The organism is Pseudomonas sp. UM16, assembly GCF_050312595.1.
Lineage (GTDB): Bacteria > Pseudomonadota > Gammaproteobacteria > Pseudomonadales > Pseudomonadaceae > Aquipseudomonas.
This window is the reverse complement of sequence record NZ_JBNPJT010000022.1, coordinates 58,089-74,032: the sequence shown is the minus strand read 5'-3', so window position 1 is coordinate 74,032 and position 15,944 is coordinate 58,089. Positions and strand designations below refer to the sequence as shown.

Sequence of the window (15,944 nt, the reverse complement as noted above, 5' to 3'; positions counted from 1 at the left end):
GCTCCTGCAACGCGCAGGATCAGCCAAGCGGGCGACAGGAATGGCCTAACGGGCCGCGCGAGGCGTCGCCTAACCTGTGCAACCTGGCAATAACAACAGGCTGCTCTAGGAGAAACGCTCATGACCTTGCCACACGCGCTTACCCACCTTGCTTTTATCCGGGCCAGCAGCGGTCGCTCAGTGGAACTGGGCGCGCGCTTGCGTCAATTGCTCGAGCCTTCGCGACAGGCACCGGGTTGTCTGCACTTCAACCTGCAACAGTCCCAGGCGGATGCCGATCTTTGGCTGCTCAGCGGTTTCTGGAGTGATCAACAGGCAATGAGCGGCTATTTCGCCTCGCCCACGCTGGACCTGTTCGGCGAACTGGTACAAGCCCAGGTGGTCGCCAGCCTTGACCTGCATACCTTTGCTGAGCCGTCTGCGGGTTAGAATGGCGTTTTCCGGCAATCGATGTGGATTTGAGACACATGGCACGTAAAGAATTTTCCCAGTTTGAAGCCGTATCGGCAGCGGTACGCGGCGACGAAGGCTACTGTGCGGCAATCGCCGTGAAAGGCCTGGGCGCCAGCGGTGCACCACGTTTTCACAAAGTCCTCGACGGGCAGACGTTCACCACTGCCATGGCGGCCGACGAGGCCGCCTGTAACGAACTTGAGCGCCTGCAGGACGTCAGCGACGACGCCGAGCTGATCTGGTAGTCAGCCGTTGACTTGCGGGCGAGCCATCTTGAACAGGTTGCCCAGCTCGAAGTAGTCCGCTGGGCCACCGCCACGCAGGATCGGTTGCCCGCCAGCGGTGTCGTAGATGCCATCCTTGAGCAGATGCTCGGCGATGTGCACCGCCACCACTTCACCCAGGATCAGCCAGCTCGGCACTAGTACCTGGTCTGCACGTTGCAGCTGGATGATCTGGGTCACTTTGCATTCGAACGACACCGGGCTTTCCTGCACCCGTGGCACGGCGATGACGCTCGAGGCCGCCGGGGTCAGGCCGCTCAGGGTGAACTCATCGACGTCAGCCGGAACCGCGGCGCAGCTCTGGTTCATGGCCTCGGCCAGTGGCCGGGTAGCCAGGTTCCAGGCGAACTCGCCGGTTTTCTCGATGTTGTTCAGGCTGTCTTTGCGCCCGACGCTGGAGAAACCGATGATCGGCGGAATGTAGTTGAAGGCGTTGAAAAAGCTGTAAGGCGCCAGGTTCAGGCGGCCTTGCTCATCCTGAGAGGAAATCCAGCCAATCGGGCGTGGGCCGACGATGGCGTTGAACGGGTCGTGGGGCAGGCCGTGGCCTTTTGCGGGTTCGTAGTAGTACATCTGCATTGGCCCAAGGGCCTTCCCTGTGAGTAGGCGCCTAGTGTGCCAAGGCTTTGTCTGGCTGAAAACGATTAAGCCCGGCCGAAGCCGGGCTGATTGCGTCGTAGCAGGGTTTAGCTGATGCGGTGGGCCTGGGTGCGATCGAAACCGTCTTCGGCGAATTTGGCGGCACCAGTGCGATCGAAACCATCTTCTGCAACAGTAGCCGACTGGGGCTCTACGGCAGTGAAGTTGTGGGCGTTGGTACGATCGAAGCCGTCTTCGGCGAAAGCGTTGGCAGCCAGTACCGAGAAGGCCAAGGTCAAGATCAATTTGCTTTTCATGGTCGTTACTCCGGGGTGGTGAGGGGTTGTTTGTTGCTATGGGCTCAATGCTACGCCAATTAAATTGATTAAAAAGCACAAAAAATAGCGTATAAAAATCGATATATTCGATATATTCGATATATATAAATATGGCTGGGTAGTCGAGATACAAGCCGCTGCGGCTAGGCTACTTAGCTGCCTGGCGATTGAAGAATGAGCGCGTCGGATTAATGGGTCGTTAAACGAAAAAAAGGGGCGTCCACTGCTGGACGCCCCCCCTTTCTGTAGCCTCGAACCATGCGATTAGTCGGTAGTAATCCGAGAATGCTTGCGGGTGTCTTTCATGAACACATACACCAGCAACGAACAGGCAATACAGGCGGTCACGTACCAGTAGTAACCGGTTTCCATGCCGATGCTCTTGAACCACAGTGCCACGTACTCGGCGGTACCGCCGAAGATCGATACGGTCAGTGCGTAAGGCAGGCCGACGCCCAGAGCGCGGATTTCGGTTGGGAACAGTTCAGCTTTAACCACGGCATTGATAGAGGTGTAGCCGCTGACGATGATCAGCGCTGCCATGATCAGGAAGAATGCGCCCCACCAGGTCTCGATGGTGTGCAGGGTGGTCAGGATCGGCACGGTGCACACGGTGCCCAGAACGCCGAAAGCGATCAGGATCGGACGCCGACCGATCTTGTCGGAGAGGCTACCAATGACTGGCTGCAGGCACATGAACAGGAACAGGGTCGCCGCCGAGATGGTGGTCGAATCGCTGATGCTCATGCCCACCGTGTTGACCAGGTACTTCTGCATGTAGGTGGTGTAGGTGTAGAAGGCCAGGGTGCCGCCCATGGTCAGGCCAACCACCGTTGCCAGTTCCTTGGGATGGCGCATCAAGGTGCGCATCAGGCTTTCTTTGGACTTTTCCTTCTTGGTGAAGGAGGCGGTTTCTTCCATGCCGCGACGCAGATACAGGGCCACGACCGCACACAGCGCGCCGATCACAAACGGTACACGCCAGCCCCAGGCATACAGCTGCTCGGTGGTCAGGGTCTGTTGCAGGACGATCAATACCGCCAGCGCGATGAGCTGGCCGGAAATCAGGGTCACGTACTGGAAGCTGGAGAAGAAGCCACGACGTTCTTTGGTTGCCATCTCGCTGAGGTAGGTGGCCGAGGTGCCGTATTCACCGCCCACCGACAGGCCCTGCATCAAGCGGGCAACCACCAACAGGATTGGCGCGGCAACGCCAATGGTTTCATAACCCGGGGTCAGGGCAATGACCAGCGAGCCTGCGCACATCAGCAGTACCGAGGCCATCAATGCCGCCTTGCGGCCTTTGCGGTCGGCATAGATACCCATCAGCCAGCCACCGATCGGGCGCATCAGGAAGCCCACGGCGAAGATCGCAGCGGTGTTCAGCAGTTGTGCGGTGGTGTCGCCGGCAGGGAAAAAGGCTTTGGCGAAATACAGGGAAAACGCGGCGTAAACGTACCAGTCGTACCATTCGACCATGTTGCCGATCGAACCGCTGAAAATCGACTTGAGTCGGCTTCGGGTGGTTTTTTCCGCGGCGGGCGCAACGGCCGCCCCGGCTGGCAGGGTGGTGGAGTTATCCATCGAAGGGACCTTCATAGTTGTTTTTGTGGAGCGCGCCGAAACGCAGCCTGCCAGAGCTATAGCAGGAGCTGTGCCAGGTGCTGAAGGCCCGGTTTAGAAGGGTTTGCGCAAACCAATAGGCGGAAATCCGCTTATTAGTTTTGGGGTGATCGGCAATATTTCGCTTATTGCCGGTGCTCTGAGCCGAGAAAGTCTTCGCGCAACAGACCATGGCGCTGCATCTTCTCGTTGAGGGTACGGCGCGGCAGTTGCAGCTCTTCCATCACGGCCTTGATTTCGCCTTTATGTCGCGTCAAGGCGGCGCGCAGGCAGTGCGCTTCGAACGCTTCCTGCTGGGCCGCTAACGATTGTCCGGCCTCGATCTCGGCAATCGCCGGTTCTCCCAACCCGAGCGCGTGACGTTCTGCGGCATTGGCCAGTTCGCGGACGTTGCCGGGCCAGTCGTGACTGAGCAAGCGGCCAAGGTGCGCACCGCTGAGCAGTGGCGCGCCCCGACTGACACGTTCGGCGGCCAGGCGGGAAAAGTGGTTGAACAGCAAGGGGATGTCTTCACGCCGCTCGCGCAACGGCGCCAAACGCAATTCGGCAACGTTAAGGCGGTAGGCCAGGTCTTCACGAAAGCGTCCGGCACGGGCTTCTTCGAGCAGGTCGGGCTTGGTGGCGGCGATGATGCGCAAGTCGACGGCAATGCTCTGGTTAGCGCCAAGGCGCTCCAGTTTCTGTTCTTGCAGTACGCGCAGCAGTTTGGCTTGCTGGGCCAGCGGCATACTCTCGATTTCGTCGAGGAACACCGTGCCGCCATTGGCGTATTCCAACTTGCCGATGCGCTTGCCTTGGGCGCCGGTAAAGGCACCGCTTTCGTGGCCGAACAGTTCAGCCTCAAACAGCTGTTCCGGGATGGCGGCGCAGTTGAGTGCGACGAAGGGTTTGCCAGCCCGTGGACCGAAGTCGTGCAGGCAGCGCGCGACCTGTTCCTTGCCGCTGCCGGTTTCCCCCCGAATCAATACATTGACCGGCAGGTTGGCCAGGTCCAGCACCTGCCGGCGCAGTTGCTGCATACCTTGCGACATGCCCAACAGGCTCAGTTCCAGGCGCGCCTTGAGGTCGGCTTGCTCGTGCAGACGGCGGTTTTCCAGCACCAATTGGCGCTTTTCCAGGGCGCGGCGCAGGCTGCCTAGCAGGCTTTCCGGGCTGAACGGCTTTTCGAGGAAATCATAGGCACCGTTGCGCATGGCCTCGACGGCCATCGGTACATCGCCGTGGCCGGTCAGCAGAATCACCGGCAAGTCGGCATCGCGTAACTGGAGTTGCTCAAGTAGTTGCAGGCCGTCCATGCCGGGCATGCGCACATCACTGAGGATCACCCCGGGGAAGTGCATAGGCAGCTGGTTTAGGCAGTCTTCGGCGCGGCTGAACAGTTGCACAGTGAAACCGGACAGGCTCAGCCACTGCTCGACCGCCGTGCGGATGCTGGCTTCATCGTCGATGACCATTACCGAATTGAACATCAGGGCTCCAGATCACAGGGCAGGGTCAGGCTGAAACGTGCGCCGCCCGGTTGATTGTCGACCGTAAGGCGCCCGCCGGCTTCATGAATGATGCCATAGGAAATCGCCAGGCCCAGGCCCAGGCCTTCACCCACAGGTTTGGTGGTGAAGAACGGGTCAAAGACATTGGCCAGGTGTTCGGCGGCGATGCCGCCACCGCTGTCTAGCACACTCAGGCGCCATTGTTCGGCCTCAGCTTCGATGCGGATTTCCAGGCGCTTGTAGCTTTTCCCGGCCATCGCGTCGAGAGCATTGCGCAACAGGTTGATCAACACCTGCTCCAGGCGGATTGCATCGCCACGCACCCAGGCCGGGCGGGCCAGATACAGCGAGACCTCGACCTGTTCGGCGCGAATCCGCGTCTCCAGCAACTGTAACGCCTGGTCGACCACGGTGGCCAGGTCTAGACGTTCGCGCAAACCGCTGGGGCTGTTGCGGGCGAAGGTCTTCAAGTGACCGGTGAGCGCCGCCATGCGCTTGAGCATCTGTTCCAGCGGCTCCAAGGCCAGGCGTGCTTCATCGTAACGTTGGTTGTCGAGCAGCAGGCGTAAGGTCGCCAGTTGCATGCGCTGAGTCGTCAGCGGCTGGTTGATTTCATGGGCCAAGGCAGCCGACATTTGCCCCAGCGCCGCGAGCTTGGCCGATTGCACCAAGCCTTCCTGGGCGGTGCGTAACGCTCGAGTACGTTCCTCGACCAGGCGCTTGAGCTCTTCACCGCTGCGATGGCGCAGCCGCGCCAGCCGCAGGCGCTGGCTGATGAACAGCAGGGCGAAGACCAGGCTCAACCAGACGGCGGCCGCAGCGAGGGCAGCATTGCGCCCGTCGTCACTGACTTGCGGCTTGCGCAACAGGTGCAGGGTCCAGCCCTCGGCTTGCAGCGGCAAACTTTCCCACAGGTAGTCGGTGTTGCCTTCAGGCCTCTGCACGCGCATCAGGTGACTGTTGTCGTCGAAACGGCTGAGCACTTGATGCTGCAGGGGCACCAACGGTTGCTTGTCGTATTGGCGAGTGGCCGCCAGTTCGGCCCGGTCGGCGCTGCTCAGGGGTTTGAGTTCGCGGTAGCGCCAACCGTCCTGGTTGGCGATGAAGATGATTCCACGGGCGTCGCTGACCAGGAGGATATCGCTGCCCTGGCGCCATTCGCGCTCAAGCTCCGGGAACTCCAGCTTGACCACCATGGCGCCGAGAAAACGCTTGTTGCCATCCTGCACAGCGCTGGCGAGGAAGTAACCGGGTACACCGCTGGTCACCCCAACGGCGTAGAAGCGGCCGCTGCCCTGGCTGCGGGTCTGTTTGAAATACGGCCGGAAACCATAGTTGGAACCAACATAGGTGCTGGGCAGGCGCCAATTGCTGGCCGCCACGGCGAGGCCGGTATGGTCCAGCAGTTCCAGGGTCGAAGAGTTGGCGGCGCCATTGATGCGTTCGAGCTTGCGGTTCAGGGCGTCCTGCACCTGGCTGTTGACCGGGCCGCTGAGGGCACTGATCAATTCCGGGTCCAGGGCCAATACCGCGGGCAAGGCGCGATAGCGTTCAATCAGGGTGTGCAACGAGTTGGCGTACAGGCCCAATTGCTGGTTGGCCCGGCCAGCGTCCTCGACCAGCGCCTGGCGCTTGGCCTGGTGCATGGCCCAACCTGCGCTGAACAAGGTGCCGGCCAGGATGAAGAAAATGATCAGCCCCAGGCGCAGGGCACGAAAGGAATAAGGCATAGCGCGGATCCCGGCAGAAGGGGAAGGCCTCCTGACCTTCCCTTGGAGCATGGCAACGGTTTACTGCAGTTCGAAGCGCTGTTGCTGAACGGTCTGGGAGTCCAGGCCGACCTGGACATTGAACTCACCCGGCTCGGCGGCCCATTGCAGCTGGGTATTGTAGAACTTCAGGTCGTCTTCACTGATCTGGAAGCGCAGGGTGCGTTCTTCACCGGCCTTGAGCATGACCTTCTGGAAGTTCTTCAGCTCCTTCACAGGGCGGCTCATCGACGCGGCGATATCCTGGATATACAGCTGTACCACGGTTTCGCCGTCACGCTTGCCAGTGTTCTTGACCTGCACACTGGCTTCGAGGGTCTGGCCCTTTTTCAGGGTCTTGCTAGACAAGGTCAGCGGCGACAGGCTGAAGTCGCTGTAACTCAAGCCATAGCCGAACGGGTAGAGCGGACCATTGGGCTCCTCGAAGTACTGCGAAGTGTAGTTGCCAGGCTTGCCCGGGGTGAACGGGCGGCCAATGCTCAGGTGGTTGTAGTACATCGGGATCTGCCCCACCGAGCGTGGGAAGGTGATGGCCAGCTTGCCCGACGGGTTGTAGTCGCCGAATAGCACGTCGGCAATGGCATTACCGCCTTCGGTACCGCTGAACCAGGTTTCGAGAATGGCGTCAGCCTGCTCGCGCTCCCAAGTTAGCGACAGCGGTCGGCCGTTCATCAGCACCAGCACCAGCGGCTTGCCGGTGGCTTTCAGCGCTTTGATCAGCTCACGCTGAGCGGCAGGGATTTCCAGGGTGGTGCGGCTTGATGATTCGTGGGACATGCCCCGCGACTCACCGACCACGGCCACTACTACATCGGATTGCTTGGCCGCTTTGACCGCTTCGTCGATCAGGACGGCCGCCGGACGTGGGTCATCGACGATTTCCGGAGCATCGAAGTTGAGGAAGTTCAGGTAGTCGAGGATCGCCTTGTCGTGGGTGACGTTGGAGCCTTTGGCGTAGATCACCTTGGCCTGGTCACCGAGCACCTGGCGCATGCCTTCACGCACGGTCACCGACTGTTGCGGGCGGCCAGCGGCGGCCCAACTGCCCATCATGTCGATTGGTGCGTCGGCCAGCGGACCGACCAGGGCGATAGTGCCGGACTTTTTCAGCGGCAGGGTCTGTTCGCGGTTTTCCAGCAGCACCAGACTACGGCGCGCCACGTCGCGGGCTTCAGCGCGGTGCAGGCGGCTTTCGGCGTAGGTGTCGGCCGGATCGTCGCTGGCGTTGCCGATGCGACGGTACGGGTCGGCGAACAGGCCCATGTCGTACTTGGCACCGAGTACTTCGCGCACGGCATTGTCGATGTCGGCCTGGTTGATTTCGCCGGCCTTGAGCAGGCTGGCCAGTTGTTCACCGTACAGCGAGTCGTTCATGCTCAGGTCGATGCCGGCCTTGATGGCCAGCTTCGCCGCCTCACGGCCATCACGGGCGACGCCGTGACGCACCAGCTCGGTGATTGCCCCGTGGTCGCTGACGGTTACGCCCTTGAAGCCCCAATCCTTGCGCAGCAGGTCGTGCATCAGCCAGGTGTTGGAAGTGGCCGGTACACCGTTGATCGAGTTCAACGCGACCATCACGCCACCGGCGCCAGCATCGATGGCGGCGCGGTAGGGCGGCAGGTAGTCGTTGAACATCTTGGTCGGGCTCATGTCGACCGTGTTGTAGTCACGTCCGCCTTCAACCGCGCCGTACAGGGCGAAGTGCTTGACGCTGGCCATCAGGCTGGTCGGCTCTGCCGGGCTTTTGCCCTGGAAGGACTCGACCATGACCTTGGAGATGCGCGAGACCAGGTAGGTGTCTTCACCAAAGCCTTCGCTGGTGCGGCCCCAGCGCGGATCGCGGGCAATATCGACCATTGGCGCAAAGGTCATGTCGATACCGTCGGAGGCGGCTTCCTGTGCCGAGACCCGGCCGACCTTGGCGATTGCGTCCATGTCCCAGCTCGAGGCCAGGGCCAGGCTGATCGGGAAAATTGTCCGGTGGCCGTGGATCACGTCATAGGCGAAGAACATCGGGATCTTCAGGCGGCTGCGGCCGGCGGCGTCCTGCATCGGACGATTCTCGGCACGGGTGATCGAGTTGAAGGTACCGCCAATGCGTCCAGCGGCGATTTCCTTGCGGATCATTTCGCGGGGCATTTCCGGGCCGATGCTGATCAGGCGCAATTGACCGATCTTCTCGTCCAGGGTCATCTGGCCCATGAGATCGGCGATGAACGCCTGTTTGTTCTGCAACGGAGCGGCAGAGGTATCGGCAAAAGCCGACTGACTGGCCAGGCTAACGAGGAGGCCTAGCAAACACAGCTTGTTCATTAAATTCTGTTCTCAAGGCTCAGGGCAGTATTCACGGTGATACTGCTCGGCCGAAATGGGGGAAACGGCTATTGTTGTAGTTTGCTGGGCATCTTTTAGCCGATTGGGCCATCACGATCCAGTGGCGGTGACGGATTATGCCTCAAGTACCAGGGTTCACGCTGATCAAGGAGTAGAGCAACTATGCAGGTAATCCAGTTCAAGGGCGCAAAGGTGTGGCTGTTGCTGATGCTCACCAGCTTGCTGGCCGGGTGCGGAATCAACAACATTCCCAACTACGATGAGCAGGTCAAGGCGGCCTGGGCCCAGGTGCAGAACCAGTATCAGCGCCGCGCTGACCTGATCCCCAACCTGGTGGAAACGGTCAAAGGCTATGCCAAGCAGGAGCAGGAAACCCTGACTGCGGTCATTGAGGCGCGGGCCAAAGCCACTTCTATTCAGGTCGATGCCAGCACCTTGGACGATCCGCAGAAACTGCAGCAATTCCAGCAGGCACAGTCGCAACTGACCGGTGCGCTCAGCCGCCTGATGGTGGTCTCCGAGCGTTATCCAGACTTGAAGTCGAACCAGAACTTCCTGGCCTTGCAATCGCAGCTTGAAGGTACGGAAAACCGCATTGCCGTGGCGCGCAAGGACTTCATCGCCGCCGTGCAGCGCTACAACACTGAAATCCGCACCTTCCCTGGCCGCCTGTGGCACACGGTGATGTACAGCAACCTGCCGCTGCGGGAAAATTTCGAGGCCACTGCCAGCGATGCCGACAAAGCCCCTGAAGTGAAATTCTGATGCGTCTGTTGCACTGGACGTTGCTGCTGGCGCTGTTGATCGTCACCCCGCTGCGCGCCGAGCCGAGCTTTCCGACCTTGACCGGGCGGGTGGTGGACAATGCCGGCCTGCTCGACGCCAGCAGTCGCGAGCAGCTTGAACGCATGCTCGCAGGCCATGAGCAGGCCACTGGCGAGCAGGTCGTGGTGGTCACGGTAAATGATCTGCAAGGGTTGCCGATCGAGGATTTCGGTTATCAACTCGGCCGCCACTGGGGGATTGGCCAGAAGGGCAAAGACAACGGTGCGCTGTTGATCGTCGCACCACAGCTGCGCAAGCTGCGCATCGAGGTCGGCTATGGCCTGGAGGAGCGCCTGACCGATGCCCAGGCTTCGGTGATCATCAACGGCATCATCACCCCGGCGTTTCGGCGTGGCGAGTTCAAGCTGGGCATCGTTCAAGGCACTGCGGCGATTCTTCAGGTACTGGGTGGCAATCCCTTGGCCGAACCGTCGCGGGCTCAGGGTGGAGGGGATGAAGACGGTGCGCCGGCCTGGGCCGTTGGTCTGTTTGTGCTGCTGATCATCATCGTCTTCGCTGCGCAGTCCATGGGTTTGGGCGGCGCGGGGCGCGGCGGCCGTGGTGGCATGGGCGGCGGTTTCGGCGGTGGCTTTGGCGGTTTTGGTGGCGGTCGCGGAGGCGGCGGTGGGTTCAGTGGCGGTGGCGGCGGCTTCGGCGGCGGTGGTTCCTCCGGTGGCTGGTAGAACAATAATCAACGAGATATCCCCTGCATGACATTGCTCAGTGAATTTGAACAGCGCCAAGTGGCCGAGGCGATTGCCCAGGTTGAACGGCGCACCGATGCCGAACTGGTGACCGTCCTGGCCACCCGCGCCGACGACTACGCCTATATCCCCTTGCTTTGGGCCAGCCTGCTGGCGTTAGTGGTACCTGGTGCGGTGTATTACCTGGGCGGCTGGTTTAGCGTCGACGGCTTGTTGATCGCCCAATGGCTGACGTTCATTGCCCTGTGCCTGTTGTTCCGCCTGCCCAGTCTGACTACCCGATTGATCCCCCGATCGGTGCGCCATTGGCGCGCCTCGAACCTGGCCCGGCGACAGTTTCTCGAACAGAACCTGCACCACACCGCAGGCAGTACCGGGGTGCTGATTTTCGTCAGTGAGGCCGAGCGCTATGTCGAGATCATCGTTGATGAGGGTATCTCACGGCGCCTGGACAACCAGGTCTGGGACGCTATCGTCCAGCGCTTTACCGAACAGGTGCGCCAGGGCCAGACCTTGCAGGGATTTGTCACCTGCATCGAAGCCTGTGGGCAGGTGCTGACCGAACATGTGCCCTTGACTCATGAGCGTAACGAACTGCCCAACCGTCTGGTGGTGCTGGCATGAACGGCGAACGCTGATCGACAAAAGCTGTGCGCAGGCCGGTCATCCACGTAAAATGCCTGGCATTGCGCCTAGCCGCTCCCTTCGCAACCCGAGGCACCCACTCCCGATGTCCGATTCCTCCACCGCCCAGGCCGCGCCGGATGCGCGTGCGCAGTTTCTGAGTCTGCTTGCCTCCAGCCTGCAGCAGAACGCGCTGATCAAACTGGTGCTGGCGCGCCATGTCGGCACTGAACAAGCCTTGCAGCGGATAATCGCCAAACCCCTGGTGGTCAAGGGCCAGGCCTGCCTGTCATTTGTCTACCGCTACCAGACCCGCGACATCACCCGTAACCTGGGTAATGAAGAGGCCCTGGCGTTGGTGGCCGAGCTGCTGCCGGGCGCATTTCGTAATGCCCACCTGTTGAGCCTGAGCGATGAAGCGCAGCTGGAGTTCAGCAAGAAGGGTAAGCCCATGCTCCATCGTAGCGCCGTGCAGCAGGAGCGTCCGGCTGCGGCGGGTGAGCATGACCGGGAGAAAAAGCGCTACCTGGAACTGAGTCGGCCGTTCTTGCATGACCTCGGTGTCACAGACAAGCAGCAAGCCTTGATTCCGGCGATGTCCCGCAAGTGGAAACAGATCAACAAGTTCATCGAAGTGTTTTCCCATGCGCTGAACTCGGCGCCACTGGCTGCCAAGCAACCCTTGCGCGTGGCCGACTTCGGCTCGGGCAAGGGCTACCTGACCTTCGCCATTCACGATTACCTGCGTAACACCTTGCAGCGTGAAGCGCAGGTCACTGGCGTCGAGTTGCGTGAGGACATGGTCGAGCTGTGCAACGCCGCTGCCGCCCGCCTGGAGCATCCGGGGCTGGTGTTCGAGTGTGGTGATGTACGTAGCGTGGTGCCCAGCGCCATCGAGGTGATGATCGCCTTGCATGCCTGTGACATCGCGACCGACTACGCGATCCATACCGGCATCCGCTGTGGCGCGGCGATCATCATGTGCTCGCCGTGCTGTCACAAACAGATTCGTCCGCAACTGCACAGCCCAGGCCTGCTCAAGCCGATGCTGCAGTATGGGCTGCACTTGGGCCAGCAGGCCGAGATGCTCACTGACAGCTTGCGTGCCTTGTACTTGGAGGCCTGCGGCTATGAGACCAAGGTGTTCGAATTCATCTCGCTTGAGCACACCAACAAGAACAAGATGATCCTTGCCGTTAAGCGCCAGGCGCCGCTGGATTCAACGGCATTGTTGGAGAAGATCCAGCAGCTCAAGGAGTTCTATGGGGTCAAGGAGCACTGCCTGGAAACCTTGTTGCGCGCCGATGGTTTGATCGCAACTTGATAGCACCGCTCCCACAAATATAGGGGATGTTCCTGACCTCAGGCCCGCGCCGGCGCCGGGTGTACGCGGGTCTTGCGCCCCAGCACCACGGTGCCGATGACCCCGGCAGCAAACACCCAGGTAATCGGCTCGACCTGCTCGCCAAAGAACAGCGCCGAGAAGGCGATGGTGAAGAAGATCTGCAACAACTGGATTTGACTGACCCGGGCAATGCCACCCAAGGCCAGCCCGGCATACCAGGCAAAAAAGCCAATGAACTGGGAAAACAACGACACGTAACCAAACGCCCACCACGTCTGGGTGCTGACCGGTCCCTGATGTTGCAGGGTCAGGTACACCACCGGGCCAATCAATAGCGGGCTGGACAACACCAGGGCCCAACAGATCACCTGCCAGCCACCCATTTCTCGCGCCAGTCGGCCACCTTCGGCATAGCCCAGCCCGCCGACGGCAATCGCTGCCAGCATCAACAGGTCACCGGCTTGAATCTGTCCGGCGCCCATGATCATCGCGTACACCAGTACCAGGGCACTGCCCAGTGCGGCACAGGCCCAGAAGGCTTTCGACGGTCGTTCATGGGACAGCCAGGCAGCATAGAAGGCCACACACAAGGGTTGCAGGCCATTGACCAGCGCGCCATGGGAGGCCGGTACCGTTTGCATGGCCCAGGCGGAAAACACCGGAAAGCCCAGGATCACCCCCAGCGCCACCAAGCTCAGCCCCTTGATTTGTTGCCAGGTCGGCCATTTCTCACGGCGCCACAACAGTAGCGCCGCCGCTGGTATCGCCGCCAGCAAGGCACGCCCCAAGCCGTTGAGCAAAGGATGCAGTTCCTGTACGACAATTCGCGTCATCGGCAGGGTCAGGCTGAAAATGATGACACCGAGAAGGCCAAGGGCCATCCCGGTGTTTTCGCGGCTGGACATAGCAAAAGCCTGTGGCGGGTAAGTCCAGTCATTGAGGCACAGCTGACCGGGATGATCTTGTTACAGTTGCTCACAAGTTCATCCGTACAGTTCAGCTCAGGGTGGCTCAGAAGAAGCGGGTAATGCTCACCTTGGCATTGCGCCCCTGGCTGTAGGCATATTTACCACTGAGCTCGGCGCGATAGTCGTTGTTGAACAGGTTATCGACGGTCAGGTTGACCTCGGTGCCTTTGAGGTACGGCTGCTGCGGTTTCCAGTTAGCGAACAGGCCATGGATCTGATAGTCGTCGTTGGCGTAGTGATCATAGTAGCGGTCACCCAGGGAGCTGGCCGGGCCCTCGCGGTAGGTGTCGCTCGGCAGGCGGTCGGTCTTGCGCACGAACTGTGCCTGCCAGCCGACTTTGGCGTCCCAGCTGGGGATTTTCACGCCCAGTGTGGTGATCCATTTCGGTGCCGGAATGTCCTTGGCCCAGACGTCCGGCCCCCACGGGTTGGTGTAGGCGCCTTCATGGCGACCAGTAATCCATGAGTACGACACCGAACCGAACAGGTAGGTGGAATCGTAGAAACTTTCGACCTCAAAGCCTTTGATGATCACGCTGTTGATATTGCGGTAGTTGGACATCAGCCCACCGCCACAGGAATTGGAAATACTTTCACCGGTGACCAGTTGCTCTGGGCAACCGATGCCGGTGGCTTTGAATATCTCGTCGTCGATTTCATTACGGAACAGGGTGGTGCGGATCAGCACCATGTCTTGGTCGGTAAAGACATTCGACAGGTTAGTGATGTTACCGGCGCGCAGGGCGGTGATGCGCTCAGGGTCGAGGTTGCGGCTGCTGGCGGTACGGCTGCCCATGCCTTGGACCTCGAACTGTTCATCGAGTACCGGCGCGCGCCAGGTTTTGCTGTAGTCGGCGAAGAAGGCTGTCTGTTCGTTGGTTTTCCAGAAAATCGACAAACGTGGCGACCAGCCGCTGTAGGTCTTCTCGCTGTAGTCGTGGCCCAGCTTGGCATTGTTGTAGAACGGCGCGTCGTTGTCTTTGCCCTTGTTGGCAACGTGGTCGTAGCGCAGGGAAGGGGTCAGGGTCACGTCACCCAGAGTGATCGCGTTCTGGATGAAATAACCCTGACTGTCGACGCTACCGCTGGGCATAAAGTACGGCTGGTAGTTGCCATTGTTGTACAGGGGTGTTTCGTATTTCTTGCCGGGCATCCACATCTGCGTGTCACGTTCGTGGCGGCGAACCTGGAAGCCAGCGGTAAAGGCATGTTCCAACGGGCCGGTAGCAAACAGGCTGGTGTTGCGCACGTCGAGCATCTGGTCGCTGTATTCAGTGTCCATCTTGCGTCCGCCGGTGGACGGCTGGAAGTAGGCAGTAGCATCGCGCTCGTCGGTCTGCTCGGTGTCAGACAGCGAGTATTTCACCTGCAGGTCCACCAGCGGGTTGTTGATCGGCTGGTATTTGTAGGTTGTCGACCAGGTGGTATCGGTGGTGGTGCGATGGGCCAGGAAGCGCTTGAGGGCGTTGTCGTAGCCGAACCTGTCGATGTCTGACTGGGTCGGCGGCGTCGGGTAGGCGGTAGATGAGAACGGCGCCCAGCGCTCGCTCTGTGAACGCGACCAGGAAAAGCCCAGACTGTGCTCGTCCGTCAGGTGCATATTGACCTTGAGCAACGCGCCGTCCAGATCCAGGGCGCTGTTGGGCAGGCGCTGGGGATTGATCGGGTAGGTGTTGTCCGGGTCGGGCAAGGTGCCGGCCAGTTTCATGTCGTCGCCGTCACGCTTGGTCAGGTAGACCAGGGCATCCATGCGTCCATCATCGGTGCGGCCGAACAACGCCGAACTGTAGACCTGCTGATGGTCGTTGCTGGCATAGCCGTACTTGAGCATGGCGCCGCTGTTACGGCCTTCCTGCAACAGGTCCGGGGCATCTTTGGTGGTCATGTTGACGCTGCCGCCGAAGCCGCCGTTGCCGGTGTAGACCGAGTGTGGGCCTTTCTCCACCTCGATGTTCTTGATCAGCTCCGGCTCAATGAAGATGGTGCCTTGTTGATAGCGCTCGAAACCGCTTTTGGTCGCGCCATCGACGCTCATCGGCACGTCTTCGGCGTCACCCAGGCCCCAGATGTTGATGGTCTGGCCACCGGGTTTGGCGGAGCCACCCATGTTCACCCCCGGCAGGGTGGCGAGCACGCTGGGAATGTTGCTCGGCTGATAGCGGTCGATGTCCTCCTGGGTCAGGGTCGAGCGGCCGACGGTGCTCGAATCCACCTGCTGGCCGTCGCCAACGATGCTCACAGCGCTCAGCTGAATACCGTTATCGGCAGTTGGGTCGTCTTCGCGCAGACGCACGACGTAAGTGCTGCCAACTTTGACCACGGCGAATCGACTGTTACGCAGCAGCTGGTCGATGGCCTCCTGAGCTTCGTAATGGCCCTTGAGCGCCGGGGCTTGCACGCTACGCAGCAGTGTTTCGTCGAACAGCAATTGCACCTTGGCTTGCTGGGCCAACTGGCTCAGTGACATCGCCAGCGATTGCGCCGGCAGGTTCAGCTCTAGCGGCGCAGCTTCCGCCTGCAGGCTCAGGGCCAGGCAGGCTGCCAGCAGCGATGGGTGGGCAGACAAGGGTGTGAACGAACGAAACGCAGACAACATGAAATCCCCCAA

At 60.5% G+C, this 15,944-nt stretch carries 13 protein-coding genes and 1 pseudogene; 6 read left to right on the top strand and 8 right to left on the bottom strand.

Going from position 1 to position 15,944, the window contains the following annotated elements:
• Window positions 1–120: 120 nt before the first annotated feature.
• Window positions 121–429, top strand: coding sequence for an antibiotic biosynthesis monooxygenase family protein (locus ACQRAX_RS22430; protein WP_412039717.1), 309 nt, complete (start codon window positions 121–123; stop codon window positions 427–429).
• Window positions 430–467: 38 nt separating this feature from the next.
• Window positions 468–698, top strand: coding sequence for a hypothetical protein (locus tag ACQRAX_RS22425; protein WP_412039716.1), 231 nt, complete (start codon window positions 468–470; stop codon window positions 696–698).
• Here ACQRAX_RS22425 and ACQRAX_RS22420 read toward each other — a convergent pair whose 3' ends face one another.
• The 6 genes and pseudogenes from ACQRAX_RS22420 to bglX all read right to left on the bottom strand — a co-directional run bounded on the left by ACQRAX_RS22420 (window position 699) and on the right by bglX (window position 8,849).
• Window positions 699–1,310: a flavin reductase family protein gene (locus tag ACQRAX_RS22420; protein WP_412039906.1), complete on the bottom strand. Its 612-nt coding sequence runs from the start codon at window positions 1,308–1,310 to the stop codon at window positions 699–701.
• A 116-nt stretch (window positions 1,311–1,426) separates the two neighbouring features.
• Window positions 1,427–1,633: pseudogene (locus ACQRAX_RS22415) on the bottom strand (heme utilization protein); the annotation flags it as partial.
• A gap of 285 nt (window positions 1,634–1,918) precedes the next feature.
• Window positions 1,919–3,238: an MFS transporter gene (locus ACQRAX_RS22410; protein ID WP_412039715.1), complete on the bottom strand. Its 1,320-nt coding sequence runs from the start codon at window positions 3,236–3,238 to the stop codon at window positions 1,919–1,921.
• Between the two features lie 164 nt (window positions 3,239–3,402).
• Window positions 3,403–4,746, bottom strand: coding sequence for a sigma-54-dependent transcriptional regulator (locus ACQRAX_RS22405; protein ID WP_412039714.1), 1,344 nt, complete (start codon window positions 4,744–4,746; stop codon window positions 3,403–3,405).
• The gene (locus ACQRAX_RS22400; protein ID WP_412039713.1) at window positions 4,746–6,497 is read right to left on the bottom strand and encodes an ATP-binding protein; all 1,752 of its coding nucleotides are present in this window, start codon (window positions 6,495–6,497) and stop codon (window positions 4,746–4,748) included. The genes ACQRAX_RS22405 and ACQRAX_RS22400 overlap by 1 nt, the downstream gene beginning before the upstream one ends.
• A gap of 60 nt (window positions 6,498–6,557) precedes the next feature.
• Window positions 6,558–8,849: a beta-glucosidase BglX gene (gene bglX, locus ACQRAX_RS22395; RefSeq protein WP_412039712.1), complete on the bottom strand. Its 2,292-nt coding sequence runs from the start codon at window positions 8,847–8,849 to the stop codon at window positions 6,558–6,560.
• Between the two features lie 183 nt (window positions 8,850–9,032).
• Between bglX and ACQRAX_RS22390 the strand changes: the two genes are divergently transcribed.
• The 4 genes from ACQRAX_RS22390 (at window position 9,033) to ACQRAX_RS22375 (ending at window position 12,347) form a co-directional block, all read left to right on the top strand.
• Window positions 9,033–9,635 (top strand): LemA family protein, encoded by a 603-nt coding sequence (locus ACQRAX_RS22390; RefSeq protein WP_412039711.1) that lies wholly within the window; start codon window positions 9,033–9,035, stop codon window positions 9,633–9,635.
• A complete protein-coding gene (locus tag ACQRAX_RS22385) occupies window positions 9,635–10,378 on the top strand; it encodes a TPM domain-containing protein (RefSeq protein ID WP_412039710.1) in 744 nt (247 codons plus the stop codon). The genes ACQRAX_RS22390 and ACQRAX_RS22385 overlap by 1 nt, the downstream gene beginning before the upstream one ends.
• 27 nt (window positions 10,379–10,405) lie before the next feature.
• A complete protein-coding gene (locus ACQRAX_RS22380) occupies window positions 10,406–11,023 on the top strand; it encodes a TPM domain-containing protein (RefSeq protein WP_412039709.1) in 618 nt (205 codons plus the stop codon).
• A 106-nt stretch (window positions 11,024–11,129) separates the two neighbouring features.
• Window positions 11,130–12,347, top strand: a complete 1,218-nt coding sequence (locus ACQRAX_RS22375; RefSeq protein WP_412039708.1) for a class I SAM-dependent methyltransferase — start codon at window positions 11,130–11,132, stop codon at window positions 12,345–12,347.
• Window positions 12,348–12,385: 38 nt separating this feature from the next.
• Here ACQRAX_RS22375 and ACQRAX_RS22370 read toward each other — a convergent pair whose 3' ends face one another.
• Both ACQRAX_RS22370 and ACQRAX_RS22365 read right to left on the bottom strand, forming a co-directional pair.
• Complete coding sequence (locus tag ACQRAX_RS22370) at window positions 12,386–13,273, bottom strand: DMT family transporter (protein ID WP_412039707.1); 888 nt, start codon at window positions 13,271–13,273, stop codon at window positions 12,386–12,388.
• 106 nt (window positions 13,274–13,379) lie between these two features.
• A complete protein-coding gene (locus tag ACQRAX_RS22365) occupies window positions 13,380–15,932 on the bottom strand; it encodes a TonB-dependent receptor (RefSeq protein ID WP_412039706.1) in 2,553 nt (850 codons plus the stop codon).
• Window positions 15,933–15,944: the final 12 nt, after the last annotated feature.